Origin of the sequence: Pelagibacterium halotolerans B2 (genome assembly GCF_000230555.1) — a bacterium.
Classification (GTDB): Bacteria; Pseudomonadota; Alphaproteobacteria; order Rhizobiales; family Devosiaceae; genus Pelagibacterium; species Pelagibacterium halotolerans.
Genome location: NC_016078.1, coordinates 1,412,657 through 1,436,789, shown reverse-complemented (window position 1 = coordinate 1,436,789; position 24,133 = coordinate 1,412,657). Strand labels below are relative to the sequence as shown.

Annotated in this window: 23 protein-coding genes and 1 tRNA gene; 15 read left to right on the top strand and 9 right to left on the bottom strand. The window is 60.9% G+C overall.

Annotated features, from left to right (window positions below):
- The first annotated feature begins 2 nt into the window (after positions 1–2).
- On the top strand, positions 3–1,205 hold the full coding sequence (gene rocD / locus KKY_RS07030) for an ornithine--oxo-acid transaminase (RefSeq protein WP_014130622.1): 1,203 nt from the start codon (positions 3–5) through the stop codon (positions 1,203–1,205).
- On the opposite strand, the gene KKY_RS07025 is transcribed toward rocD, so the two are convergent.
- The 3 genes from KKY_RS07025 to KKY_RS07015 all read right to left on the bottom strand — a co-directional run bounded on the left by KKY_RS07025 (position 1,202) and on the right by KKY_RS07015 (position 3,888).
- Entirely contained in the window at positions 1,202–2,140 is a 939-nt protein-coding gene (locus KKY_RS07025) for a YihY/virulence factor BrkB family protein (RefSeq protein WP_014130621.1), read from the bottom strand. The two genes, rocD and KKY_RS07025, sit on opposite strands and share 4 nt — an antisense overlap.
- A gap of 5 nt (positions 2,141–2,145) precedes the next feature.
- Positions 2,146–2,601 (bottom strand): baeRF12 domain-containing protein, encoded by a 456-nt coding sequence (locus tag KKY_RS07020; RefSeq protein WP_014130620.1) that lies wholly within the window; start codon positions 2,599–2,601, stop codon positions 2,146–2,148.
- 96 nt (positions 2,602–2,697) lie between these two features.
- The gene (locus KKY_RS07015) at positions 2,698–3,888 is read right to left on the bottom strand and encodes an MFS transporter (protein ID WP_014130619.1); all 1,191 of its coding nucleotides are present in this window, start codon (positions 3,886–3,888) and stop codon (positions 2,698–2,700) included.
- Positions 3,889–4,134: 246 nt separating this feature from the next.
- On the opposite strand from KKY_RS07015, the gene gyrA reads away from it, so the two are divergent.
- The 9 genes from gyrA (at position 4,135) to map (ending at position 13,853) form a co-directional block, all read left to right on the top strand.
- Positions 4,135–6,852: a DNA gyrase subunit A gene (gene gyrA, locus KKY_RS07010; RefSeq protein ID WP_014130618.1), complete on the top strand. Its 2,718-nt coding sequence runs from the start codon at positions 4,135–4,137 to the stop codon at positions 6,850–6,852.
- Positions 6,853–6,927: 75 nt separating this feature from the next.
- Positions 6,928–7,548, top strand: coding sequence for a LysE family translocator (locus KKY_RS07005; RefSeq protein WP_014130617.1), 621 nt, complete (start codon positions 6,928–6,930; stop codon positions 7,546–7,548).
- 12 nt (positions 7,549–7,560) lie between these two features.
- The gene (gene coaD, locus KKY_RS07000) at positions 7,561–8,049 is read left to right on the top strand and encodes a pantetheine-phosphate adenylyltransferase (RefSeq protein ID WP_041528637.1); all 489 of its coding nucleotides are present in this window, start codon (positions 7,561–7,563) and stop codon (positions 8,047–8,049) included.
- Positions 8,049–8,663: a peptidylprolyl isomerase gene (locus KKY_RS06995; protein WP_014130615.1), complete on the top strand. Its 615-nt coding sequence runs from the start codon at positions 8,049–8,051 to the stop codon at positions 8,661–8,663. The genes coaD and KKY_RS06995 overlap by 1 nt, the downstream gene beginning before the upstream one ends.
- A 27-nt stretch (positions 8,664–8,690) precedes the next feature.
- Positions 8,691–9,167 (top strand): peptidylprolyl isomerase, encoded by a 477-nt coding sequence (locus tag KKY_RS06990; protein ID WP_014130614.1) that lies wholly within the window; start codon positions 8,691–8,693, stop codon positions 9,165–9,167.
- Positions 9,168–9,235: 68 nt separating this feature from the next.
- Positions 9,236–10,309 carry a tRNA preQ1(34) S-adenosylmethionine ribosyltransferase-isomerase QueA gene (gene queA / locus KKY_RS06985; RefSeq protein WP_014130613.1) on the top strand — a complete coding sequence of 358 codons (1,074 nt, stop codon included), beginning with the start codon at positions 9,236–9,238 and terminating at the stop codon, positions 10,307–10,309.
- Complete coding sequence (tgt, locus tag KKY_RS06980; RefSeq protein WP_014130612.1) at positions 10,306–11,439, top strand: tRNA guanosine(34) transglycosylase Tgt; 1,134 nt, start codon at positions 10,306–10,308, stop codon at positions 11,437–11,439. The genes queA and tgt overlap by 4 nt, the downstream gene beginning before the upstream one ends.
- Positions 11,440–11,450: 11 nt before the next feature.
- Entirely contained in the window at positions 11,451–13,091 is a 1,641-nt protein-coding gene (pgi, locus tag KKY_RS06975; protein WP_014130611.1) for a glucose-6-phosphate isomerase, read from the top strand.
- Positions 13,092–13,094: 3 nt separating this feature from the next.
- Entirely contained in the window at positions 13,095–13,853 is a 759-nt protein-coding gene (map, locus tag KKY_RS06970) for a type I methionyl aminopeptidase (RefSeq protein WP_014130610.1), read from the top strand.
- Between the two features lie 353 nt (positions 13,854–14,206).
- Here the strand turns inward: map and KKY_RS06965 are convergent, their stop codons facing one another.
- The 4 genes from KKY_RS06965 to motA all read right to left on the bottom strand — a co-directional run bounded on the left by KKY_RS06965 (position 14,207) and on the right by motA (position 17,078).
- Positions 14,207–14,734 carry a hypothetical protein gene (locus tag KKY_RS06965; RefSeq protein WP_014130609.1) on the bottom strand — a complete coding sequence of 176 codons (528 nt, stop codon included), beginning with the start codon at positions 14,732–14,734 and terminating at the stop codon, positions 14,207–14,209.
- A gap of 3 nt (positions 14,735–14,737) precedes the next feature.
- Positions 14,738–15,187: a hypothetical protein gene (locus KKY_RS19530; protein WP_014130608.1), complete on the bottom strand. Its 450-nt coding sequence runs from the start codon at positions 15,185–15,187 to the stop codon at positions 14,738–14,740.
- Between the two features lie 103 nt (positions 15,188–15,290).
- Positions 15,291–16,187 carry a flagellar motor protein MotB gene (locus KKY_RS06955; RefSeq protein WP_014130607.1) on the bottom strand — a complete coding sequence of 299 codons (897 nt, stop codon included), beginning with the start codon at positions 16,185–16,187 and terminating at the stop codon, positions 15,291–15,293.
- Between the two features lie 27 nt (positions 16,188–16,214).
- Positions 16,215–17,078, bottom strand: coding sequence for a flagellar motor stator protein MotA (gene motA / locus KKY_RS06950; RefSeq protein WP_014130606.1), 864 nt, complete (start codon positions 17,076–17,078; stop codon positions 16,215–16,217).
- A 267-nt stretch (positions 17,079–17,345) separates the two neighbouring features.
- Here motA and KKY_RS06945 point away from each other — a divergent pair, with 267 nt between their 5' ends.
- Positions 17,346–17,642: an EF-hand domain-containing protein gene (locus KKY_RS06945; RefSeq protein WP_014130605.1), complete on the top strand. Its 297-nt coding sequence runs from the start codon at positions 17,346–17,348 to the stop codon at positions 17,640–17,642.
- Between the two features lie 528 nt (positions 17,643–18,170).
- Here KKY_RS06945 and KKY_RS06935 read toward each other — a convergent pair.
- Positions 18,171–18,246: transfer RNA gene (locus KKY_RS06935), tRNA-Lys, on the bottom strand.
- A gap of 88 nt (positions 18,247–18,334) precedes the next feature.
- Positions 18,335–19,150 (bottom strand): hypothetical protein, encoded by an 816-nt coding sequence (locus tag KKY_RS06930; RefSeq protein WP_014130604.1) that lies wholly within the window; start codon positions 19,148–19,150, stop codon positions 18,335–18,337.
- Positions 19,151–19,576: 426 nt separating this feature from the next.
- Between KKY_RS06930 and glmU the strand changes: the two genes are divergently transcribed.
- From glmU to KKY_RS06910, 4 genes are all read left to right on the top strand, one after another.
- A complete protein-coding gene (gene glmU / locus KKY_RS06925) occupies positions 19,577–20,923 on the top strand; it encodes a bifunctional UDP-N-acetylglucosamine diphosphorylase/glucosamine-1-phosphate N-acetyltransferase GlmU (protein WP_014130603.1) in 1,347 nt (448 codons plus the stop codon).
- An 11-nt stretch (positions 20,924–20,934) separates the two neighbouring features.
- Positions 20,935–22,761, top strand: a complete 1,827-nt coding sequence (gene glmS, locus KKY_RS06920; RefSeq protein ID WP_014130602.1) for a glutamine--fructose-6-phosphate transaminase (isomerizing) — start codon at positions 20,935–20,937, stop codon at positions 22,759–22,761.
- Positions 22,762–22,794: 33 nt separating this feature from the next.
- A complete protein-coding gene (locus KKY_RS06915; protein WP_014130601.1) occupies positions 22,795–23,424 on the top strand; it encodes a nucleotidyltransferase family protein in 630 nt (209 codons plus the stop codon).
- Positions 23,425–23,689: 265 nt separating this feature from the next.
- On the top strand, positions 23,690–24,064 hold the full coding sequence (locus tag KKY_RS06910) for a DUF4180 domain-containing protein (RefSeq protein WP_014130600.1): 375 nt from the start codon (positions 23,690–23,692) through the stop codon (positions 24,062–24,064).
- Positions 24,065–24,133 lie beyond the last annotated feature (69 nt).

Sequence of the window (24,133 nt, the reverse complement as noted above, 5' to 3'; positions counted from 1 at the left end):
ACATGGCACTGACCGAGGATCTTATTGCGCTGGAGCAGACGCTGGGCGCACACAATTACAAGCCCCTCGACGTGGCGCTGGTGCGCGGCGAGGGCGTGTTCGTCTATGATGTGGACGGCAAGCAATATCTCGATTGCCTGTCGGCCTATTCGGCGGTCAATCAGGGCCATTGTCACCCAAAGATCCTTCAGGCGATGGTCGAGCAGGCCAAAAAGCTGACACTGACCTCGCGGGCCTTTCACAACGATCAGCTTGCCCTGTTCTATCAGGAAATTGCCGATCTCACCGGATCGCACAAGGTGCTGCCGATGAATACGGGGGCCGAGGCGGTCGAGAGCGCGATCAAGGCGGTGCGCAAATGGGGGTATGAGGTCAAGGGCGTCGAAAAGGACAAGGCCGAAATCATCGTCTGCGCCAACAATTTTCACGGGCGGACCATGGGGATCGTCGGATTTTCGACAGACCCGGATGCGCGGGGCGGGTTCGGGCCGTTCGCGCCGGGGTTCCGGATCATTCCTTTCGGCGATGCCGATGCGCTGGAAAAGGCGATTACGCCCAATACGGTGGGGTTTCTGGTCGAGCCGATTCAGGGGGAAGCTGGCGTTATCATTCCGCCTGAGGGCTATTTCCGGCGCGTGCGCCAGCTGTGCACCGACAATAATGTGACGCTTATATTGGATGAAATTCAAACGGGACTGGGGCGGACGGGAAAGCTTCTGGCAGAGCAGCACGAAGGCATCGAGGCCGATGTGACCTTGCTGGGCAAGGCGCTGTCGGGAGGATTTTATCCGGTGTCGGCGGTGCTTTCCAATTCCGAGGTTCTGGGTGTGCTCCAGCCCGGGCAGCACGGGTCGACCTTTGGAGGCAATCCGCTGGCCTGTGCCGTGGCGCGGGCGGCGCTTCGGGTCTTGACAGAGGAAGGTATGATCGAGAATGCGGCGGCGCTCGGGCCCTATTTCCTCGAAGGACTGGCAGGTATCAAATCGAACCATATCCGCTCGGTCCGGGGGCGGGGGTTGATGCTGGCGGTCGACCTGCACCCCGAAGCGGGGGGCGCGCGGAAATTCTGCCATACGCTCAAGGAGCACGGAATACTGGCGAAGGACACTCATACCGATACAATCCGGATCGCGCCGCCCCTGGTGATCACCAAAAAGCAGATCGATGACGCGCTGGAGGTATTCGGCAAGGTGCTGGCAGGTTAGGTTTCGACGTTATCGGCAACATAGGCACCGCGCTTGCCCATGGGGCGATCGGGGCCGATGGTGCTGTCAACCGCAGTTCTGAGTTCCAGACCGGCGTTCAGCGCCGCACCGAAAACGAAAATCTGGGCGGAGATAAACATCCAGAACAGCATGACGACCGCGGCGGCAAGAGAGCCGAAGGTGGCTTCGAACTCGCCGAAATATTCGACATAGAGCGAAAACAGCAGGCAGGCGGCAATCCAGACAAGCGCGGCCAGTGTCGCGCCGGGCCAGATCCAGCGCAGTTTGGCACCGCGGCGGTTGAGCGCGTAGCGGTAGATCAGGGCGAAGGCCACAACCGCCAAGGCCAGAAGTGCCGGCCAGCGCAGCAACAGGGCCAGTTGTTCGCCGGTGCCCGGAATCGGAGAAAAGCGGGTGAAGATCGGGATGGCAGCGATCAGGGTCAGGGCCACGACCAGGAAGACAGCGCCGAGGACAGTGGTGGCGAAGGACACCAGAACCGAAATCAGGAAACCACGATCCGAAGTTTCTCCGTAGGCGACGGATGTGGCGTGCAGGAGCGCATCGACGCCGCGCGAGCTACTCCAGAGAATGACGACAATCGAAATGGCCAGCCCGACGCCGAACCCCGCCTGATCCTGATTCATGAAGGAATCGAGTTGGTTAGCGACGAGGGAATAGGCGATTGTGGGCATGATATCGGAGAACCTGTCAATTTCGGCCCGCAGGGCCTCGTAGTCGCCGAGGATACCGACGAGCGACACGAGGATGCCGATAGCGGGAAAAATCGACAGGAAGCCGAAAAAAGCGACCCCGGCGCAACGCAGGGACATGTCCTTTTCGCTCATGGTCTTAACGGTGTGGATCGCGACGTGCTTCCAGTCCCGCAAGGACAGGGCGAAAGGATTGTGCGCGCGATGCGCCGAACGGGTCACCGCCGCTAGCCCGCGCTGAGAATGCGTTCGATCTGATCGACCGGATGATTGGTCAGCGTTTTTGGAACTTCGCCGATGACGCGGTCGGTGACGATGGCGTGCAGTTCCTTGCGCAGCTCACCAAGAACACGGGGCGCAGCGCATAACACGATCTGTTTGTAGCGGTTCTGGTTGGCGTATTTGTACAGCAGGTCGGCGGCGTCCTTGGCAAAGCGCTCCTCGGCGAGCCGGTGCCAGTCGGTCGGCTCCATGGCGCTTTTCTGGTTGGGCCCGGTATCATTCATCCGACCGGGCGCGTCGGTTCCCTGTTCCCGCGTTGGCGGATTGTCCTGTTCCATTTCGCGCACCACCTGAAAAACAGGTGTTTTGCGCGTGCCGGTGTTCTCGAAGAACAAGGCTTTTTCGCCATCGGCGACGAGCACCCAGACCTTGTTGTCGACTTTGAAATCCATTTCCTGCATGGGTGGCTCCTGTTCAATGAAAGTCATCAAGGAACGGGTTAGACTAACCTGAGTTCCGCCCAGAGTCTTTCCACTTTATCTGAACAGGGCCCTGAATCACTCGGCGCTGAAATTGGCGTACCGCGCCAGGGACGAGAGGCCAAGGGTAACGAGAACCAGCGCCGCGGTGCCCATCAGAACCGGCGAAAAGCCGGTATGCTCGGCGATAAAACCGATGGCGGATGGTGCAACCAGAATTCCCGAATATCCCATGACCGTTACGATCGAGAGCCCGATGCCCGATGGGATGCCAGGAAGGTTTCCGGCGGCCGAGAAGGCGATTGGAACGATGTTGGAAATGCCGATGCCGGCAATGGCAAAGCCCAGTATGGCGAGTTCGGGGACGGGCGCCAGGGCGGCAAGCACCATGCCGGTCAGGGCAAAGCCGCCACAGATGCGCAGGGTCAGAACCGCGCCCAGCTTTTGGCGGATGATATCGCCGGCAAAGCGCATGATGGCCATGGTGGCGGAAAAGGCGGCGAAGCCGAGCGCCGCCAGCTCGATACCGGCCCCGTGCTCTCGCTGCAAAAACAGCGCCGACCAATCGAGGATGGCGCCTTCGGGGATCATCGAGAACAGGGCCATGATGCCCACGAGATAGGGCAGGGGCGAACGGGGGAATTTGAGCGGCGTTGCCGCTTTGGTTTCAGGCGTCGGCTGGTCCTGGGCGAGGAGCGGCAGCGCGAAAAGCGCCGCGGCGGTTGCGAGGACGGTAACGATGAGCCCGTGCGCGATTTCGCCGAGCGATCCAAGCAGCACGCCGCCCAATGCCGCGCCGAGCAGCGCCCCCAGGCTCCAGAAGCCGTGGCATGATGACATGATGGCGCGCTTCATGCGCTTTTCGACGGCCACTGCATTTGTGTTCATGGCCACGTCCATGCCGCCGATGAGGCCACCGAAAACGAAAACCACGACCGCTGTGGTGATCAATTCCGGCGCCAGGGTGAGCAGGAACAGCATAGGCAGGAGGGCAAGGGTTGCGGGCTTGAGCAGAGGGGCCGAGCCGTGCCTTGCCGTCAGTGCGCCGATGACCGGCATCATGGCGATCGAGCCCAGACCAAAGACCAGGATCAAAAGGCCCATTATCGATTCTGTTATGTCGAGCCGCGCCATGAGCACGGGAATTTTGGGCGCCCAGCTTCCCACAAGAAAGCCGTTGACCAGAAACAGGGCCGAAACCGCAAGACGGTCACCGCGCATGCCGAAATAGAGCGGCGCGGGGCCGCGGGACGTCGCCAGATCGGACATCGAGATCCACACTCGCAAAAGGGGATGATTGCTGCTTGCCATTCAACCGATTGTGCGAATTTCGGCAACCCCTTTTCTGTAATCGATGTCATCGGCGGGCATTGCCAAGAAAACTGTGTCTCCGAGGCGTCATAAGGATGCGCAAAACTGGCATCTGCGTACGGAATCGAATAAACCCGGTGCCAGCAGAATCAGTGCAGAACGAGCATCGTGACAGATACGCCAGAAGATGACGCAGGCAGCGTAATGCCCTCCGACATCAACCCGATCTCGATAACGGACGAGATGCGCAAATCCTACCTCGATTACGCGATGAGCGTGATCGTGAGCCGGGCGCTTCCCGACGTGCGAGATGGGCTCAAACCCGTGCATCGCCGCATCCTCTTTTCGATGCACGAGCAGGGTTACGAATACAACAAGCCTTACCGCAAATCGGCCCGCGTGGTTGGTGACGTTATCGGTAAATACCATCCGCATTCGGACGATGCGGTCTATATGTCCCTCGTGCGCATGGCGCAGACCTTCTCGATGCGGGTTCCGCTGATCGATGGGCAGGGGAATTTCGGATCCGTCGACGGCGATATGCCGGCGGCCATGCGTTACACCGAAGCGCGCATGGAAAAGGTCACGGGATCGCTGCTCGACGATCTCGACAAGGACACTGTCGATTTCCGCGACAACTATGACGCAAGCGAACGCGAGCCGACGGTCCTGCCGGCGCGCTTTCCGAACCTGCTCGTCAATGGCGGCGGCGGCATTGCCGTGGGCATGGCCACCAACATTCCCAGCCACAATCTGGGTGAGGTGATCGACGCGTGCCTGGCCATGATGGACAATTCCGACATCACGGTCGATGAATTGATGGAAATCATTCCCGGACCCGATTTTCCCACGGCGGGCATCATCATCGGCAAGTCGGGGATCCGGTCGGCCTATGAGACAGGTCGCGGTTCGGTGCTCATGCGCGGCCGTGTGACCGTCGAAGAGGTTCGCAAGGAACGCGAAGCGCTGATCGTTCACGAGATTCCCTATCAGGTGAACAAGGCGACAATGATCGAAAAGATCGCCGAGATGGTGCGCGACAAGCGCATCGAAGGCATCGCCGATATTCGCGACGAATCCGATCGGCAGGGCATGCGGGTGGTCATCGAGCTCAAGCGCGATGCCGTGGCCGATGTCGTGCTCAACCAGCTCTATCGCTATTCGATGCTGCAGACCTCGTTCGGCTGCAATTTCGTGGCGCTCAATGGCGGCAAGCCGGAGCTGATGAACCTGCAATCGATCCTGCAGGCGTTTTTGCGTTTCCGAGAAGAGGTTATCACGCGGCGCACCCGCTTCCTGCTCAACAAGGCCCGCGACCGGGCCCATGTGCTGGTCGGGCTTCTGGTGGCGGTCAACAATGTCGACGAGGTCATTCGCCTGATCCGTTCGTCCCCGGACCCTGCAACGGCGCGCCAGAAACTGCTGGAGCGCGACTGGCCGGCTTCGGACGTGATCGACCTGATCCAGTTGATCGACGATCCGCGCCATCAGATCAATTCGGACGGCACATTCAAGCTTTCGGACGAGCAGGCTCGCGCCATCCTGGCGCTGACCCTGTCGCGGTTGACGGCGCTTGGGCGGAACGAAATCGGCGACGAACTCAATGCGCTCGGCGAGCAGATCAAGGATTATCTCGATATCCTGCGCTCGCGCGAGCGGGTTCTGGGCATCATTCGCGATGAGCTTGTCGAGGTCAAAGACCAGTACGCGACGCCGCGCATGACGCAGATCGACGAGTTCGCCGGCGATCTGGACGATGAAGATCTGATCGCGCGCGAGGACATGGTGGTGACCGTGTCGCATGCCGGTTACATCAAGCGGGTGCCGCTTTCGACCTATCGCGCGCAGCGCCGGGGCGGGAAAGGACGGTCGGGCATGTCGACGCGCGACGAGGATTTCGTCGCCAGGCTGTTCGTCGCCAACACGCACACGCCGGTGCTGTTCTTCTCCTCGCGCGGCATCGTTTACAAGATGAAGGTCTGGCGCTTGCCGGTCGCTGCGCCGCAGGCGCGCGGCAAGGCCCTGATCAACATGTTGCCGCTCGAGGACGGCGAGCGGATCACCTCGATCATGCCACTGCCCGAGGACGAGGATAGCTGGGCGAGCCTCGATGTGATGTTCGTCACCCAATCGGGCAATGTGCGGCGCAACAAGCTCTCGGATTTCGTCGAGGTGCGCCAGAACGGCAAGATCGCCATGAAGCTCGACGAGGGCGACGGGATCGTCGGCGTCGAGACGGCTTCGGAAAGCGACGATATCCTGATCACCACGGCAAAAGGCCAGTGCATCCGGTTTGCGATTACCGATGTGCGGGTGTTCAAGGGGCGCGATTCGACAGGTGTGCGCGGCATCAATCTGGCGAGCGGCGATGAGGTCATCGCCATGTCGATCCTGCGGCATTTCGATGCGTCGGCGGAAGAGCGTGCGGCCTATCTCAAGATGAGCCGTGCCGTGCGCGGGGAAACCGACGAGACTGTGGAAGCCGCGGAGGCAGACGACGAGGTTGTGGGCGATGCACCGCTCGACCAGGATCGCTATGCGTCCATGAGCGCGGCAGAGCAGTTCGTTCTGACGATTTCCGAGAAGGGTTTCGGCAAGCGGACTTCATCGTTCGAGTACCGGGTGACCGGGCGCGGCGGCAAGGGAATTGTCGCAATGGCTGTCAACAGCCGCAACGGCAATCTGGTCGGCTCGTTCCCGGTGGAAGACGAAAACCAGCTCATGCTGGTGACCAATGGCGGGCAGGTGATCCGCGTGCCGGTCGACGGCATCCGCATCGTGGGGCGTTCGAGCCAGGGCGTCACGATCTTCCGCACCGCGGCGGATGAAAAAGTGGTGTCGGTCGAGCGTATAACGGAGCCGGAAAGCGCTGAGGGCGAGGAGCCCGAAGATGGCGCCGAGGCGCCTCCCAGCGAAGAGTGATCAAGCATGGCCATGGCCCCTTGCCAGAAGCATGGGGCCATGGCTAGCTGACTGGGTTGTCTTCTGGAGGGTGCCATGCCCGATATGACCTCGCTTCTGGCTTTTCTCGCCGCTTCCTTTTTCATAGCCGTTGTTCCCGGCCCGACGGTGACTGTCATCATTGCCAGCGCCTTGTCGCGCGGGACGATGGCGGGAATGGCGATCATATTGGGTACACAGCTTGGGCTGGTCTCCATGATCCTTGTCGTTGCCTTCGGTCTCGAGGCGGTAATGAGCCTGATGGGCTGGGCCTTTGACTGGATCAAGCTGGTTGGCGCGGCCTATCTGGTGTGGCTGGGTTATCGCATGTTGCGCTCGAGCGGGGAGATCGAGCCGCTGGCGGCAGAAAGGCACAGGAGCCTGCGCGGCTATGTGGTCCAGGGTTTTGTCGTTATCTGGTCCAACCCCAAGGCGCTGCTGATGTTCGGTGCCTTCCTGCCGCAGTTCGTGGTGGCCAATGGGGCGGCGCTGCCCCAGATCCTCGTGCTTGGTGGGTTGTTCATGCTGGCGACGACGCTCAGCGATTCCGTTTATGCGGTTCTGGCCGGGCAGGCGCGCCATTGGATCAATGCGGCGCGGGTGCGGCTGGTCAATCGCGTTTCGGGCGCCGTGCTGATCGGGGGCGGCATCTGGCTTGCGCTCCAGCGCCGGGCGTGACAAAAACCGGCAATGACTGAGCGTGTGGGATTTTACCCCGGATCGTTCGATCCGGTGACCAACGGCCATCTCGATGTTATCGAGCGGGCGTGCAAACTCGTGGACAAGCTGATCGTCGGTATCGGGGTGCATGCTGCCAAAAAGCCGATGCTGAGCGCGGATCAGCGGCGCGACCTGCTTGCGGAGACTGCTGGGGCCATCGGGACACGCAAGGGTGTGGCCATCGAGATCGTCGAGTTCGACGGGCTGATGGTGCAGGCGGCGCAGCGTTGCGGCGCGGGCATGGTCATTCGCGGGCTGCGCGACACGACGGACTATAATTACGAAATGCAGATGGTGGGCATGAACGCCCAGATGGCGCCTGACATTCAGACCGTGTTTGTGCCTTCGAGCCCCTATGTGCGTCATATTTCAGCAACTCTGGTGCGCCAGATAGCGGAGATGGGGGGCGACATTACCCCTTTTGTGCCGCGCGCCGTGCTCAAACTTCTGGAGACATGATGGCCGATCATTCCGCCAAGCCGGCCAACCGCATGGTTGGCTTTCTCGTTTTCGCCTTCGTTGCCGTTTTCGGTGCCATGGTCGCATGGCCCTATCTGCCGTTCGGGCAGACGCCGGCCATGGCGCAATCTGCCACTGAAGTGCCTGCGGACGCCCCCATTGCGACGCTGACGCTGGAGAGTGGCGATGTAACCATCGCGCTGCGGCCCGATCTGGCGCCCGAACATGTGGCGCGGATCACCGAACTGGCCAATTCGGGCTTTTATGACGGTTTGAAATTCCATCGGGTGATCGATGGGTTCATGGCCCAGACCGGGGACCCGCAGGGCACGGGCATGGGCGGGTCGGACCTTCCCGATTTGGCGGCGGAATTTTCCAACGAGTCCTTCGTGCGCGGCACGCTGGGCATGGCCCGTTCGGCCAATCCCAACTCCGCCAACTCGCAGTTTTTCATCGTGACGGCGGATTCGCCGCATCTGAACGGGCAATATACCCTGTTCGGCAATGTCATCTCGGGAATGGATTTGGTCGACGGGCTGGAAAAAGGTCCCGCCAGCGCCAATGGTGCTGTTTCCAATCCCGACATCATGGTTTCTCTGCGCGTTGCAGAGTAGCGATAATCAAGAAAAGGAAAGCCGCTCATGGCCGATATCAAGGATCCGGAAAACACCATCGTCATGGAGACATCGAAGGGCAATGTCGTCATCGAACTGCGCCCTGACCTGGCTCCCGGGCACGTCGAACGCATGAAAGAGCTGACCCGCGAAGGGTTTTACGACGGGATCGTGTTTCACCGCGTGATCGACGGGTTCATGGCGCAGGTTGGCTGCCCCAAGGGCAACGGCACCGGCGGATCGGACAAGCCCGATCTCAAGGCCGAGTTTTCCCAGGAAAAGCACGTGCGCGGCACGGTTTCGGCGGCGCGCTCGGCCAACCCCAATTCGGCAAACTCGCAGTTCTTCATCTGCTTTGACGAAGCGCCCTGGCTCAATGGCCAGTATTCGGTGTTCGGCAAGGTGATCGCAGGCATGGACGTTGTCGACCAGCTCGAAAAGGGTGAGCCGGTTCGCAACCCCGACAAGATCGTTTCGATGAAGGTCGCCGCAGACGCTGCGTAGGCCGCAATTTCTGACGTGCTTTGTGTACCCCGGCGCGAGCCGGGGTCACTTTTTGTGGAAGACAGAAAATGAAGGTCGATCTTTTCGACTTTGAGCTCCCCGAGGACCGGATTGCGCTGCATCCCGTTTCGCCCCGCGATAGCGCCAAAATGCTGGTCGTTGCCGGGAATGGGGCGCTTTCGGATCGGGTGGTGACCGATCTCGAAACGATCCTGCGCGCCGGCGACGTGCTGGTGGTCAATGACACGCGGGTCATTCCAGCCGAGTTGCGGGGCACGCGCCATCGCGGAGCGTTTGCCGCTTCGGTGTCGTTCAACCTGCACAAGCGGGTGGACGGCAACACCTGGCTGGCCTTTGCCCGACCGGCCAAGCGGCTGAAAGCCGGAGACCGCGTGGTGTTCGGTGCCACTTCTGAGGTCTGCATGCTCGATGAGCTTGCAGCGAGCGTCAAAGCGGTCGAGGACGGGCAGGTGACGCTGGCATTCGATTTTTCCGATGCCGTGCTCGATGAAGCGATCAAGGCGCGCGGTGCGATGCCGCTGCCGCCCTATATCGGGGCCAAGCGCGACATCGAGGAACGCGACAAGACCGATTACCAGACTGTCTATGCCGAACATGACGGCGCCGTTGCCGCGCCCACCGCAGGGCTGCATTTCACGCCCGAGCTGCTGGAGCGGCTCGAGGGTAGGGGTATCGCCATCGAGCATGTCACGCTGCATGTGGGAGCGGGGACGTTCCTGCCGATGAAGGCGGACGATACCGAAGATCACACGATGCACGCCGAATGGGGGGTAGTTTCCCCTGAAACGGTCGAACGCATCAATGCGGCGAAGGCGGCGGGCGGACGGATTGTTGCCGTGGGGACGACGAGCCTGCGGCTGCTTGAAAGCGCGGCGCGCAAGACCGGCGCGCTGGAGCCTTTTGCCGATGAGACGGACATCTTCATTACGCCGGGATTTACCTTCGGGGTGGTCGATGTGCTGATGACCAATTTCCACCTGCCGCGCTCGACGCTGTTCATGCTGGTCTCGGCCTTTTCCGGCTTGGAGACCATGCACAAAGCCTATAAGCACGCCATCGATCACCACTATCGCTTCTATTCCTACGGCGACTCCTCGCTGTTGTTCCGGGCCGACCGATGACCGAAAATTTCCAGTTCACGCTTTCCGCAACCGACGGTATGGCGCGCCGGGGGCAGATCGATACGCCGCGCGGCGAAATCCGGACGCCGGCCTTCATGCCGGTGGGGACGGCGGGCACGGTCAAGGCGATGTATCCCGAGCAGGTGCGCGAGACTGGCGCCGATATCGTTCTGGGCAACACCTATCATCTGATGTTGCGGCCGGGTGCCGAGCGGGTGGCGCGGCTGGGCGGGCTGCATGAGTTCATGGATTGGCAGCGCCCGATCCTTACCGATTCCGGCGGATTCCAGGTGATGAGCCTGGCCAAGCTGCGCAAGCTCGACGAGAACGGGGTGACCTTCAAATCCCACATCGACGGGTCTTCTCACAGCCTGACGCCGGAGCGCTCCATCGAAATCCAGAAGCTGCTCGATTCCGATATCATCATGCAGCTCGACGAATGCGTGAGCCTGCCGGCAGAGCATAACGAACTCGAACGGGCCATGGAGCTGTCCATCCGTTGGGCGGAACGCTCGAAAAAAGCATTCGACAACGCCAAAGGCAGGGCGCTGTTCGGGATCGTGCAGGGGGGCGACAACGCCGTGCTGCGGGCGCGTTCGGCCAGTGGGCTTACCGATATCGGGTTCGACGGATATGCGGTTGGCGGCCTGGCGGTTGGCGAACCGCAAGAGGTGATGTTTCGGGTGCTCGACGAAACGACACCGCAATTGCCGAGCGACAAGCCGCGGTATCTGATGGGGGTGGGCAAGCCCGACGATCTGCTGGGTGCCGTTGGGCGGGGCATCGACATGTTCGACTGCGTGCACCCGACGCGGGCCGGGCGGCACGGGCATGCCTATACGCGGTTTGGCGTGGTGAACCTTAAAAATGCCCGCCACAAGGACGATCACCGGCCGCTGGACGAAGCCTCGCCCAACCCGACGGCGCGGCGATTTTCGCGCGCCTATCTGCACCATCTCGTTCGGTGCGAGGAAATGCTCGGTGCGATGATTTTAAGCCAGATCAACCTTTCCTATTATCAGGAGTTGATGGCGGGCATGCGAAATGCGATTGAGAATGCGACTTTCGTCCAATATTGCGCAGCGGTCCGCGAAGGCTGGACCAAGGGCGACCTGCCAGCGCTAGATTAGGGGTGCATACGATGTCGAACAAGGTTCGCAAGGCCGGTTTCCAGGTTCTCAAGAAACACAAGAAACGCCTGGCGGACACGTCCATGCGCGAATTGTTTGCCCATGACGACGATCGGTTTTCCGCCTATTCGGCGTCGTTTGGCGATATGCTGCTCGACTATTCCAAGAACCGCATCGACAGTCAGTCCATGGCAGCCCTGTTCGATCTGGCGCGGGAAACCGATGTCGAAGGGCGGCGGGACCGGATGTGGGCGGGCGAGCCGATCAACATCACCGAACACCGCTCGGTGCTGCACATGGCGCTGCGCTATGGCGGCGACGAAGCGGTCATGGTCGAGGGCGCCGACGTGATGCCAGCGGTGCGCGACGTGCTGGCCCGGATCAAGGGTTTTTCCAACGATGTGCGCGACGGGGCGATCCGCGGGGCGCTGGGCGACCAGTTTACCGACGTGGTCAATATCGGCATCGGCGGATCGGATCTCGGGCCGGCCATGGTGACGCTGGCGCTGGCGCCCTACACACGGGCCAATCTGCGCGCCCACTACGTCTCCAATGTCGACGGCGCGCATATGCACGACACCCTCAAGGGGCTCGATCCGGCGCGGACGCTGTTCATCATTGCGTCAAAGACGTTCACCACCGACGAGACGATGACCAATGCCCATACGGCGCGCAAATGGCTGGCAGACGCATTGGGCGAGCAGGCGGTCAACGACCATTTCGCGGCTGTTTCGACCAATATCGAGGGCTGCCAGGCGTTCGGCATCCGCGAAGACCGCATCTTCGGGTTCTGGGACTGGGTCGGCGGGCGTTATTCGGTGTGGTCGGCCATCGGGCTGCCCGTGGCGATTGCCGTAGGATACGACAATTTCGAGGCGTTCCTGCGCGGCGCTTACGAGATGGACCAGCATTTTCTCACCGCGCCGCTGGAAGAAAACCTGCCGGTCATCATGGGTCTTTTGGGCGTTTGGTATCGCAACGCCTGGGGGTTCGCGACCTATGCGGTGCTGCCGTATGACCAGAGACTTTCGCGGTTTCCGGCGTATCTGCAGCAGCAGGACATGGAATCTAACGGCAAATCGGTGACGCTGGGCGGCAAGACCACACCCTGGGAAACGGGACCCGTTATCTGGGGTGAACCGGGCACCAATGGGCAGCACGCCTTTTATCAATTGATCCATCAGGGGACGTCGGTCATCCCATGCGATTTTCTGGTGGCGGCCAATCCGCACGAGGAATTGCCGCCCCATCACGCCAAGCTTGTGGCCAATTGTTTCGCGCAGTCCGAGGCCCTGATGCTTGGTAAAAGCGAAGAAGAGGTCATAAGCGAGCTCAAGGGGACGGGGCTGTCAAAGGCCGAGATCAAGGCCCTGACGCCGCACAAGGTGTTTCCCGGCAACCGCCCGTCCAACACTATTCTGTATTCCCGGCTCGATCCGGCGACGCTGGGCAAGCTGGTGGCGCTCTACGAGCATAAGGTCTTCGTTCAGGGCACGATCTGGAACGTCAATTCCTACGATCAATGGGGGGTTGAGCTGGGCAAGCAACTGGCCAAAGCGTTGCTGCCCAAGGTGGAGGGCGCCGCATCGGCAGAAAGCCATGATAGCTCGACCCGTGGGCTTCTCGACCATTTCCATGCCCTGAAAGGCTGAGCGATGACCATTACGTCCGAAGAAGAACTTGAACGCCTCAAGGCCATCGGTCGTATCTGCGCGATTGCGCGAGACACCATGGCATCGGCGCTCGAGCCGGGCATGACCACCAGGGAACTCGACGATATCGGGCGCAAGGTGCTCGACGATCATGGCGCGCGTTCGGCACCGGAAGTAACCTATCAATTTCCGGGAGCGACCTGCATTTCGGTCAATGAAGAGGTGGCGCACGGCATACCGGGCAGCCGGGTGATCAATGCGGGCGATCTTGTCAACATCGACGTGTCGGCGGAAAAGGACGGGATTTTTGCCGACACCGGCGCCTCCTATATTGTGCCGCCGGGTGCAACGCGTCGCCTTGAAAAGCTGTGCAGCGACGGCAAGAAGGCGATGTGGTCAGGGATTCGCGCGGTCAGGACCGGCGGGCGGATGGCCGATATCGGGGACGCCATCGGAAAATTTGCCGGGACGAACGGTTATACGCTGATCCGCAACCTCGCCAGTCACGGGATCGGCCATGGGCTGCATGATGAGCCGGGCGAGATTCCCACATGGCCCGATCGATCCGAGCGGCGACGCATAGGCGAGGGGTTGGTGTTCACCGTCGAGCCCTTCCTGTCGCTGGGTGGCAGGATGGCGGAAGAAAAGTCCATGGACGACCCCTGGACATTGGTGAGCGTTCCGCCGGCGCCGTGCGTGCAGTATGAGCACACGATTGTCGCGACGCGTCGCGGGGCGGTCGTCGTTACGCTGGCTGCCTGAGAAAGGGTGGCGGCATGATGCGGTACGGGAGTGTTCCTCCGCCCGCTGACCTTGCCGATATCGTCGAGCATTTCTGGGCGGTTGAAAATCGGGTTGTACTGGATCGGCACCGTGAGATTCTGGTTCCCAACGGCCGTCTGGGGTGTCACAGCGCTGCCGCCAGAGCGTTTCGGCGTTTCGCTTGCACTCTTAGAGGATTTCCGCTTTTCTTCGAATCGCGAAAATCCTCTAAGTTGTTGTTTCGTCGCGCGTCCGAACCGCAAAACCGTTTCCACTTTTGCTGGACGCGCTCTAGGACCTTGGAAACGCTGCAATTGCTCTAGATCTTGTGCGGCCACGCTTCCGAACAGAATCTAGGGCAGGTTGACCAGCATCAGCGGCGCTGCGATCAGGAGCGCCAGGATGGCGGCAATGCGGATGGCCCAGGAGGACCGTAGCCTGCTGGGCGAGAGCAAGGAGACAGCGAAAACGACAACCGGGGGAACAAGCGCCGCCTGAAGAAAATCGAGCCGCATGAAGTTCTCATAGCCCGCCAGGCGGAGCAGCACCCAATAGCCGGCGACGAAACCGGCCAGGGCGGCCATGAGCATGAGCAGCACGTCGGCGAAGATGGCGATCATCTTGTCGAGATAGGCGCTCGAGAACAAAAGAACGATTGCGGTGGCAACCAGAAAGGCAGCGGTGAGCGCCACAGGAAGGCGCAGATCGGACAGAACCGATACCGTATCGTGCGGCCGGTAGGCGGTGAGCGCCAGACCGCCGGGAACGGTCAAGGGCAAGGCGGCGAGGCCCCAGATCACGCCGAGCAGGGCCAGCCCGCTCAGGGCGAAGAAAGCGGCGGTGACAGCGATCGCCTTGAGCCTGCTTGCAACAGGGTTCATGGCTTATTCGGTTCCTTCCACAAACACCGAATAGGCGGTGTAGCAATAGGCGGCATCGCAATCGACCAGATCGAGTTCGAGGGTGAGCCGGCCATCGTCCTCGGAGACGAAGGAGACGATGGGGTAATAATCGTCATAGCGGTCTTCGCCGAGCAACTTTCCGGCAGCGTTGTAGATACCCAGATCGAGATCGATGCAGTCTTCGTCGCAATCGCCCATGATTTCGACCGCGGTGTTGGTGGGAACGTCGAGTTCTATGCGTGTCGTTCCACCTTCGTTGAGGCGGACGACGCCAAAGGAATCCAGGTAAAACCCCGGTTTGGTGTATTCGATGTTTTCCAGAACCTGCTCGTACAAGCGGGAAATATGGACGTTCTGGCCCATAGCCGGGAGTGGCAACAGCAACAGGCCAGCGGCCGATCCCGTGGCAATGAAATGCTTTATAGATACCATCGATTTCGCGTCCTCTTGCCCTTGAACCGGTCCTGCGCGGGGTCCGAATCCAGCATTAATGACGGCCCGCCGGGACGGCAACCCTCAAGCTGCGCAAAATGGGCTAGGGCGCCATGTTGAGGGGGATCGGGGACGGTTCGTTTATGACGGTAATCCTGATCCGCTCGTTGGCCGCCAGATAGGGATCGTTGGCAAAAAACGGTTCGCTCGTCGCCCGGCCCACCACGGAGTATATATGCTCGTCGGACAGGCCGAACTCGCCCAGAAGCGCGCGTACGGTATTGGCGCGGTCGGCCGAAAGCTCCCAGGCGCCATAGGACTGGTCGGAATAGACGACGCCGGCGGCGGTGTGGCCGGAAATGCGGATCTGGTTGGGCAGACGCTGGAGAGTAGGGGCAACCGCTGCTATGGCGCCGCGCATCCATTCATAGGGGTATTTCGACCCTTCCTGGAACATGGGACGTCCGCGCTGTTCGACGATCTGGATGTCGAGGCCGTTCTCCGTGACCTCGACGATCAGGTTGTCGGAAATCTCGGTGATATCGGGCAGGGCCTCCCAGGCCTGGCGGATGCTGGCGGCGGCACTGTGGAACATTTGCGGGTCGGACGCAGAAAGATTGAAGGCGGAGTCCTTTTCGGGAGCCTCACCCTCGCGGACATTGCCCGAAGCGGGGTCGGTCGATGTGAAATTGTCGACACCAACGCTCGCGATCCCGTTCGATTCCACGCTCGATGTCAGCGCACCGCGCTCATCCATGGCACGGCCGCCCATGGTTCCACCCGATCCGGACGTGCTCTCGCTGATGTTTGGGGGCGCGAAATAGTTGGCGAGCCCTTCCTTTTGCTCGGGCGTGGTCATGTTGATGAGCCACAGGAGCAGGAAAAAGGCCATCATGGCGGTCACGAAATCGGCATAGGCGATCTTCCATGCACCGCCGTGGTGGGCGTGCGCGGCCTTCTTGACCTTCTTGACGATGACCGAGCCCTGCTGACGCGACATTGGCGGATGCTCCGGAATAAAGTGTGGTTAGCGGGCCATCTTGAGATCGGCCGTGGCGCGATCGACTTCGGCGAAGCTGGGGCGGTCTTCGGACATGACGGCCTTGCGGGCGAACTCCACCGCGATGACCGGGGGATAACCGGATACGTGCGCGAGAAGGCCGGCCTTCATGGAGAGGAAATATTTCGACTCTGCCTCATTGGTGTTGCGCAGTGCCTGGGCCATGGGGCCGAAAAAGCCATAGGCGCAAAAAACGCCCAGGAACGTCCCCACGAGAGCGCCGCCGATCAAATGACCGAGGACCTCAGGTGGCTCTGAAATCGCCCCCATGGTCTTGATAACACCGAGCACGGCGGCGACGATACCCAGAGCCGGGGTGGCGTCGGCGAGTGACTGTACCGCGGCAACGACCCGTTCGGCCTCCTGGTGATGGGTCTCGAGTTCTTCGTCCATCAGGGATTCGAGTTCATGGACCGCATAGGTGCCAAGAGTGATCATACGCAGGTAGTCGCACATGAACTCTACGGCGTGGTGGTTCTTTGCAAAGCTCGGAAAGCGCGAGAACAAGTCGGATTGTTCGGGATTTTCGATATGCTGTTCGAGGGCCAGCAGACCCTTTGACTGGACCAGCTTGAAGATCGAGAACTGCAGGCCGAGCAGTTCGACATAGGACTGCTTATTGTAGCGGGGGCCTTTGAACAGCGAGCCAAAAACGCCCAGGCTTTGCTTGAGGATGGCTTTCGGATTGCCGATGATGAAGGCGCCTATTGCGGCGCCCAGAATGATGACGGCTTCGAAGGGCTGCCAGAGCACCTCCAGATGGCCACCCATTGCGGCGTAGCCACCAAGGACCGAGACAAAAACTATTACGGCTCCAGCGATCAATCGCATGCGTTCTGCACCCCGCGGTATCGGTACCATTCTGTACCTGCACCCTCTCTATAACCGGGCAAGGTTACTGAACTCTGAGTCCGTCGGGATTTGGCAGACCCGGGCGCAGAAGCGGGCCCGCGTTGCCGATGCCGCAAAATTGCCGCCGCTTTTCCCCGGTTCGGACCTATTGCCGCCTTGGTGCCGAGTAGTCTGATCACGGTCTCGTGAACATCGAGACTTGGGCCGCGTTCTTGAAATGCGGCTGTCCCCAAACGGAGAACTCAAATGAAAAAGACCATTATTGCTATTGCTTCCGTCGTTGGCCTCTCGATTTCGGGAGCCGCTCTCGCCCAGGACCTCGACTTCGCAACGCTGGACGCCGACGCCAGCGGCGGCGTGAGCTTTGAAGAACTGCAGGTGGCTTTGCCTGACATCACCGAGGACGAATTCGCATCCTACGATGCCGATGCCAGCGGCGAGCTTTCAGAAGAAGAGCTCGCGGCAGTGGCCGGTGCGGATGCAGGCGCTGACGCCATGAGCGTCGAGGGCGAAGCGGATGCCGAGGCGCCCGTCGCCCAGTAGCGAACCCCTCCACGGTTCTGTCATCGGGCCGCCTCTCCGAATGGAGAGGCGGTCCTTTTTTCTGCGCTATCGGGTGGGTTGTCGCCTGGAATGGATGGAAACCACATTCGAGGGCGGCCTGGCCGCCCTCGCCAGCTCTGCAAGCCGCCACTGGGTCAGCAGGAAAAGCTGATCGAGTTGATGGTCATAGCCGCTGGTTTTCCGGATTTGTTGCTGGAGTTCGTCAAGACGCCAAGCGGCGTCCAGCAGCATGTCTCGTTCAGGACTCTGGCTCATCGTACGCAAAACCGATTCGAGTTGGCCTGAGAGGTTCTTCTCGTGATCGCTGCGCGTCCTGCACACCGGGTATCGTGCGGGGGGAGGCGGTTGTTCGGCTTGGGGGCCCGCTGACCCGCCTCCCATCGGCGTTTGCACCGACAGGTCGAAAATACGGCAGGGCCCCTGCAGGAAACAAGCGAAGTTTTTTGCCCGAAATTGATCCCGCCCGGACGGCTGTTCGGGAAAGTCGGCGGGATTGTCCGTTGAATTTGGTAGGCTCGGCGGGGCTCGAACCCGCGACAACTCGATTAAAAGTCGAGTGCTCTACCAGCTGAGCTACGAGCCCTTACCGGAGCGGTCGGTATCGACCGGCTGGAGACGCGCGGAACATAGTGCTTGTCCCCACCGAGTCAACCCGTTTATTGGGCGGCACCCTAAAGAGGCAGAGGTTCGCCGGAATAAGGGGCCGGGTCGCAGGGCAGGTCGAGCCGTTCGATGCGGGCACAGAGGGCCTGGGCCGAGGCGAGATCGGGCAGGGGACCGAGGATTACACGGCTCTGACCGGGCTCCGTCCCGGCGGCAGCCAGGGGGGAGGTGCCGAGCAGCAACGCACCTGCGACGCGCGAAATTTCCGCATAGATTTCGGAGGACTGTGCGATCGGGACGGCGCGGCCCACGGCAATGCCCTGAAGCGTGAGATCGACCGCCGGTTCGGGATCTGTGGCGGGCGGCTGTTCGGGAGCAAGCGGCGGGGGCATGGGCTGATCGGCCACCGGTTGTGGCGCGGCTTCGTCAAACAGCGGGCTATAGCGCACGACCATGGTGCCGCCTTCGAATTCGTAAACTTCCTCTGCGGCCTCCGAAATCGATGCGGTAAGGAGCGAGCGATCGATGTCGCTGGAGAGGGGCAGGGATTCGATCAGGAGGGGAAGGCTCTTTTCGACGGCGGCCAGACGGCGGATGGTTTCGCTGCTGTCGTCATCGAGCAGATTGAAGCGGGCGAGGAGCGCCCGGTAATCGCCCATGACCCGATTGCGGTCTTGGGTGAGTTCGTCGAGCAGGGCGCGTATCTGATGATAATTGGCCCCTTCGCGATAGGGTGTATGCAATCCGCTCAACGCGTTGGCGGGCAAAAGAGTCGACAAATTGACGGCCACGACCGCGAGAGCTCCGCACACAAGCGCCGCGATGGCCCATGGGGCGACATCGGCGTGATCGGCTGGCAAGGAAAACCGTTTCGGCTTTTGCACCTAAATATGTCCCGCTTTGGAGGCGAATCAGATCAAAGCTCACTCTAGGGTCAGAACCTGTTAATTTCGCACTCACGATGGAGACGAAAATGGCCAAGTGGCAGGAAAGGGATGAAGAGCGTATCGCGATACGGTCGAATTCCTTGACGCCCCAATTGGCCATTTGCGTCCCACCCCGAAAGGGGCGCGCCGGATTTGCCCATTCCGGTGCGTCAAGCCGTTTGCCCCTATCCGGACAGGGGCTGCCCGCCTTTCTTGCCGGGCTGAACAAATCCGGTAGCGTCGTGAGCGCAAAATAACAGGTCCTGACCCCAGGCATGCAAATGTAAACGGAGCGGTTACGCGGGTCTGTTAGGGGTTCTGCCAACACCGTGCTGCCATAAAGATGGGCGAGAGGGGCGGCAAACAACGGCCGGGGAAAGTTTCATGACCGAACTGATGGCAATCGTTCTGGCGGCGGGGGAAGGTACGCGGATGAAATCCGCGCATCCCAAGGTGCTCCACAAGGTTGGAGGGCGCCCGATCGCCGGGCATGTGCTGGCCGCAGCCCGTGAAGCGGGGGCTGGGAAGGTCGCCATGATTACCGGGCCGGGGCATGATGCCGTCCGCAAGGCAATGGCGGCCATCGATCCCGAGGTCGCGTTTTTCGAGCAGACCGAGCGCAAGGGGACGGCGCATGCGGCGTCCATGGCGCGACCGGCTTTTGCAGAAGCCAAAGGCTATGTGGCCGTGGTTTACGGCGATCATCCCTTGCTGCGCGGCGCGGATTTTTCGCGCGTGACCGAACGGCTCGATGCGGGGCTGGATGTGGCGATCCTGGGGTTCGAGCCAAAGGATCCGACAGGCTATGGCCGGTTCATCACCGATGGCGAAAAGCTTCTGGCTATTCGCGAGCACAAGGACGCCAGCGAGCGCGAGCGCGAGATCGGGCTTTGCAATGCCTGCATACTTGCCTTCCGGGCCGAGGTGTTCACCTCACTGATCGACAAGGTCGGCACCGACAACGCGCAGGGCGAATATTACCTGACCGACCTTGTGGAACTGGCCAATGCCGCCGGGCACAATGTGGGCTATGCCGTGGCGCCGGAAGACAATGTCATGGGTGTCAACGACCGGGCCCAACTGGCGCGGGCCGAGGCGGTGTTCCAGAGCGTGCGGCGCGAGGATTTCATGGCGGCGGGCGTGACGCTGCACGATCCGGCGAGCGTTTATTTCTCGTTTGATACCGAGATCGCTGCGGATGTGGAGATCGAGCCCAATGTGGTGTTCGGGCCGGGGGTGAAAGTCGAGAGTGGGGCGGTGATCCATGCGTTCTCCCACATCGAGGGCGCCCATATCGGACCGAACGTCAATGTGGGGCCTTTCGCACGGTTGCGGCCGGGGGCGGAACTGGGCGAGGGGGCCAAGGTCGGCAATTTCGTCGAGGTCAAAAATGCCGATATCGGGCAGGGGGCAAAGGTGAGCCATCTGACCTATATCGGGGACGCTGAAATCGGGGCGGGCGCCAATATCGGCGCAGGCACCGTGACGTGCAATTACGACGGCTACAACAAGGCCAGGACCATCATTGGCGAGCATGCCTTTATCGGGTCGAACTCGGCGCTTGTCGCGCCGGTGGAGGTTGGTGACGGGGCGTATGTGGCCTCGGGTTCGGTGATTACCGAGCCGGTGCCGACGGACGCCTTGGGCATCGGGCGGGCGCGGCAGATCAACAAGCCTGGCTATGGCAAGGCGCTGAACGCGCGGTTCAAGGCCATCAAGGACCAAAAGTAAGGGGCTGAGGCATGTGCGGCATCGTTGGAATCATCGGGGTCGAGCCGGTTGCCGACCGGCTCGTGGATGCGCTGCGGCGGCTCGAATATCGCGGCTATGACAGCGCCGGGATCGCCACGCTGACTGGCGCGGGGCTCGACCGCCGGCGGGCCGAGGGCAAGCTCAACAACCTGGCGGGCAAGCTGGCCGCCGAACCGCTCGAGGGGGTCATCGGGATCGGACATACGCGCTGGGCCACGCATGGCGGAGCGACCGAGGGTAATGCGCATCCGCATATGGCGGGCAAGGTGGCCGTGGTTCATAACGGGATCATCGAAAACTTCAAGGAATTGCTCGAAGACCTTGCACGTGATGGATATTCTCCGCAGAGCGAGACGGACACGGAGTCCGTTGCGCTGTGGGTGACGCGGGAGATCGAGCGAGGCGCGACGCCGCGCGAGGCCGTAGCGAATACGCTGCCCAAGCTGCGCGGAACGTTCGGACTGGTGTTCATGTTCGCGGGCGAGGACAAGCTTTTGATTGCGGCGCGACAGGGTTCGCCGCTGGCGGTCGGGCATGGCAAAGATGAGATGTATCTTGGGTCCGATGCCTTCGCCCTGGCACCGTTCACCAACCAGATTACCTATCTCGAAGAGGGCGATTGGGCGGTTATTGTGCCGGGCCAGGTCGAGATCTTCGATTTTGACGGCAATGTGGTCGAGCGCGCGCGGCAGGTGTCTTCGGCGTCGGCGGCGTTGGCCGACAAGGGTAATCATCGCCATTTCATGGCCAAGGAAATCTACGAACAGCCCGAAACGGTTTCGCACACGCTTGCCCATTATCTCGATCTGGCGGGCGAAACTGTGAAGCTGCGTGAGGAATTGCCGTTCGATTTCGCAAAGCTGTCGCGCCTGACGATCACCGCGTGCGGAACCGCCTTTTACGCCGGGCTGGTGGCCAAATACTGGTTCGAACGCTATGCGCGGCTGCCGGTGGATGTCGATGTGGCGTCGGAATTCCGTTATCGCGAGCCGCCGCTGCCTGACAACGGGCTGACGCTGGTGATTTCGCAATCGGGCGAGACAGCCGATACGCTGGCGGCGCTGCGCTATGCGGCAAAAGAAGGTCAGCACATCGCGGCGCTGGTCAATGTGCAGGAATCGACAATTGCCCGGGAAAGCCACGTGATCTTTCCCACGCTGTGCGGACCGGAAATCGCCGTGGCTTCGACCAAGGCGACAACGGCGCAGCTTTCGATCCTTGCCAGCCTGGCGATCGCCGCCGGGCAGGCGCGGGGGGTGCTGAGCCCGTCCGATGCGCATGCGCTGGTGCGGGCATTGATCGAGTTGCCCCGCAATATCTCGGAAATGCTGCGATTTGAGGGCCGTGTCGAGGAAATCTCGCGCAATCTCTCAAGAGCCAAGGACGTGCTTTATCTCGGCCGCGGGCAGCTTTATCCGATCGCGCTTGAGGGCGCGCTCAAGCTCAAGGAAATCTCTTATATCCACGCGGAAGGCTACGCGGCAGGCGAACTCAAGCACGGGCCGATCGCGCTGGTGAACGAGGAGATGCCGGTGATTGTGGTGGCGCCATCGGACGAGCTGATGGAAAAGACGCTGTCGAACATGTACGAGGTCGCGGCGCGCGGAGGCAAGATCATCCTGATTACCGATGCCGAAGGCAAGGCGGAGGCTGGCGGCGGCATCGACGATATCATCGAGATGCCGCGCGTTCATCCGTTCGTCGCGCCGATCCTTGCGGCAGTGCCGGTGCAGCTTCTGGCCTATCACACGGCGGTGTTCATGGGGACCGACGTCGACCAGCCCAGAAATCTGGCGAAATCGGTGACTGTGGAGTAGGGCGCGGGCGTAGACTCCGGTAGGCTGGTTAGCATGTCGGATCATTTGCGCTATGCGAAAGCCTCACCGGATGAGCAATTGGGCGCGCTGGAAACCCTTGTGCGCGGCAATGGAGCGCTGATGAGCGTTCTGGAGATCTTGCGGGCTGCAGGGCTGCCGCAAGCACTGGTGGGTGGCGGTGCGGTCTATCAGACGGTATGGAACGGATTGACGGGGCGCCCGACCTGGTATGGCGTCAAGGATATCGATGCCATCTATTTTGACGACACCGATCTGAGCTACGCAGCGGAGGACGCCGTGATACAGCGGGTCGGGGCGCTGCTGTCGGACGCTCCGGTGCCTGTCGAAATCCGCAATCAGGCGCGCGTGCATCTGTGGTTCGGCGAGAAGTTCGGGTTCGACGTGCCGCCGCTCAAATCATCCGCCGAGGCGCTGACTCGCTATGCATCGCGGACGCACGCGGTTGCCGTTGGGCTGGATGACCTTGGCCGTCTCAACGTCGAGGCGCCGTTTGGGCTCGACGATCTGTTTGCTTTCCGGGTGACACCGAACAGATTGGGCAAGAGCCGACAGGCCCATATCGAGAAGGGCGAGAGGGCCAAGAGTGTGTGGCCTGAGGTGGAGGTCATGTCGTGGCCCGAGGATGGGACGGAGCTGGTGTAACGGGCCGGGTCCAAAGATCGCGGCCAACGTAAATATCTGATTCGCATAATATATATTATGGAACTTTCGGATGTAAGAGAATGGCCGATTTGCTGGGGTTTTGGCCGTAAGCGCCACGCAAACGATCCTCGATTCCGCCGATACTGTACGCTCTCGTCCTCCATTCCATCGACCGTGCCCGGTCTTTGGCTGCTTCCGAGACAAACTGGTCATCCCATCGGTCGGCTGATACAAGCGCGCCTCGTTTTGAAGGGAGACCGCACATATGCCCGGGACTGTTGTTGAACTCGCAAATCGCGATGTTCTTGTTCTCGATGCTTCCCATGATCTGGCGGCGGCGACTTTGGCCAACGATCTGATCGGGCTGGTGTGGGAACATGAAGTGGAGATCATCGCGGTGCCCGCGGAGTGCCTGCCAGCCGAAGTTTTCAACTTGCGCTCAGGGATACTCGGCGAAATGGCACAGAAGGCTGCCAATTACCGGGTGCGGATGGCTATCGTTGGCGATGTCTCCGGCCACATGGCAGCGAGCAAGGCCTTCCGCGACTATGTCTATGAGACAAATAAAGGGCTGACACTCTGGATGGTGCCGGACATGGCAGCGCTGGACGTGCGGCTCGGGACCGGGCCGGTTGTGTAATATAAATTGACAAATATACTCATGTTAAATTACCGGATCAGGATCGTTGTTGAATTTTCCGGAGATTTC

Excerpts from the sequence above, each read along its gene's own strand:
- queA (WP_014130613.1), top strand. The coding sequence starts at position 9,236 with ATGAAGGTCGATCTTTTCGACTTTGAGCTCCCCGAGGACCGGATTGCG.
- KKY_RS07020 (WP_014130620.1), bottom strand. The coding sequence starts at position 2,601 with ATGCAGGAAATGGATTTCAAAGTCGACAACAAGGTCTGGGTGCTCGTC.
- KKY_RS06965 (WP_014130609.1), bottom strand. The coding sequence starts at position 14,734 with ATGAACCCTGTTGCAAGCAGGCTCAAGGCGATCGCTGTCACCGCCGCT.
- motA (WP_014130606.1), bottom strand. The coding sequence starts at position 17,078 with ATGCGATTGATCGCTGGAGCCGTAATAGTTTTTGTCTCGGTCCTTGGT.
- glmS (WP_014130602.1), top strand. The coding sequence starts at position 20,935 with ATGTGCGGCATCGTTGGAATCATCGGGGTCGAGCCGGTTGCCGACCGG.
- rocD (WP_014130622.1), top strand. The coding sequence starts at position 3 with ATGGCACTGACCGAGGATCTTATTGCGCTGGAGCAGACGCTGGGCGCA.
- gyrA (WP_014130618.1), top strand. The coding sequence starts at position 4,135 with ATGCCCTCCGACATCAACCCGATCTCGATAACGGACGAGATGCGCAAA.
- KKY_RS19530 (WP_014130608.1), bottom strand. The coding sequence starts at position 15,187 with ATGGTATCTATAAAGCATTTCATTGCCACGGGATCGGCCGCTGGCCTG.
- KKY_RS06955 (WP_014130607.1), bottom strand. The coding sequence starts at position 16,187 with ATGTCGCGTCAGCAGGGCTCGGTCATCGTCAAGAAGGTCAAGAAGGCC.
- tgt (WP_014130612.1), top strand. The coding sequence starts at position 10,306 with ATGACCGAAAATTTCCAGTTCACGCTTTCCGCAACCGACGGTATGGCG.
- coaD (WP_041528637.1), top strand. The coding sequence starts at position 7,561 with ATGACTGAGCGTGTGGGATTTTACCCCGGATCGTTCGATCCGGTGACC.
- KKY_RS06945 (WP_014130605.1), top strand. The coding sequence starts at position 17,346 with ATGAAAAAGACCATTATTGCTATTGCTTCCGTCGTTGGCCTCTCGATT.
- KKY_RS07015 (WP_014130619.1), bottom strand. The coding sequence starts at position 3,888 with ATGTCCGATCTGGCGACGTCCCGCGGCCCCGCGCCGCTCTATTTCGGC.
- glmU (WP_014130603.1), top strand. The coding sequence starts at position 19,577 with ATGACCGAACTGATGGCAATCGTTCTGGCGGCGGGGGAAGGTACGCGG.
- KKY_RS06990 (WP_014130614.1), top strand. The coding sequence starts at position 8,691 with ATGGCCGATATCAAGGATCCGGAAAACACCATCGTCATGGAGACATCG.
- KKY_RS06915 (WP_014130601.1), top strand. The coding sequence starts at position 22,795 with ATGTCGGATCATTTGCGCTATGCGAAAGCCTCACCGGATGAGCAATTG.
- KKY_RS06995 (WP_014130615.1), top strand. The coding sequence starts at position 8,049 with ATGGCCGATCATTCCGCCAAGCCGGCCAACCGCATGGTTGGCTTTCTC.
- pgi (WP_014130611.1), top strand. The coding sequence starts at position 11,451 with ATGTCGAACAAGGTTCGCAAGGCCGGTTTCCAGGTTCTCAAGAAACAC.
- KKY_RS07005 (WP_014130617.1), top strand. The coding sequence starts at position 6,928 with ATGCCCGATATGACCTCGCTTCTGGCTTTTCTCGCCGCTTCCTTTTTC.
- map (WP_014130610.1), top strand. The coding sequence starts at position 13,095 with ATGACCATTACGTCCGAAGAAGAACTTGAACGCCTCAAGGCCATCGGT.
- KKY_RS06910 (WP_014130600.1), top strand. The coding sequence starts at position 23,690 with ATGCCCGGGACTGTTGTTGAACTCGCAAATCGCGATGTTCTTGTTCTC.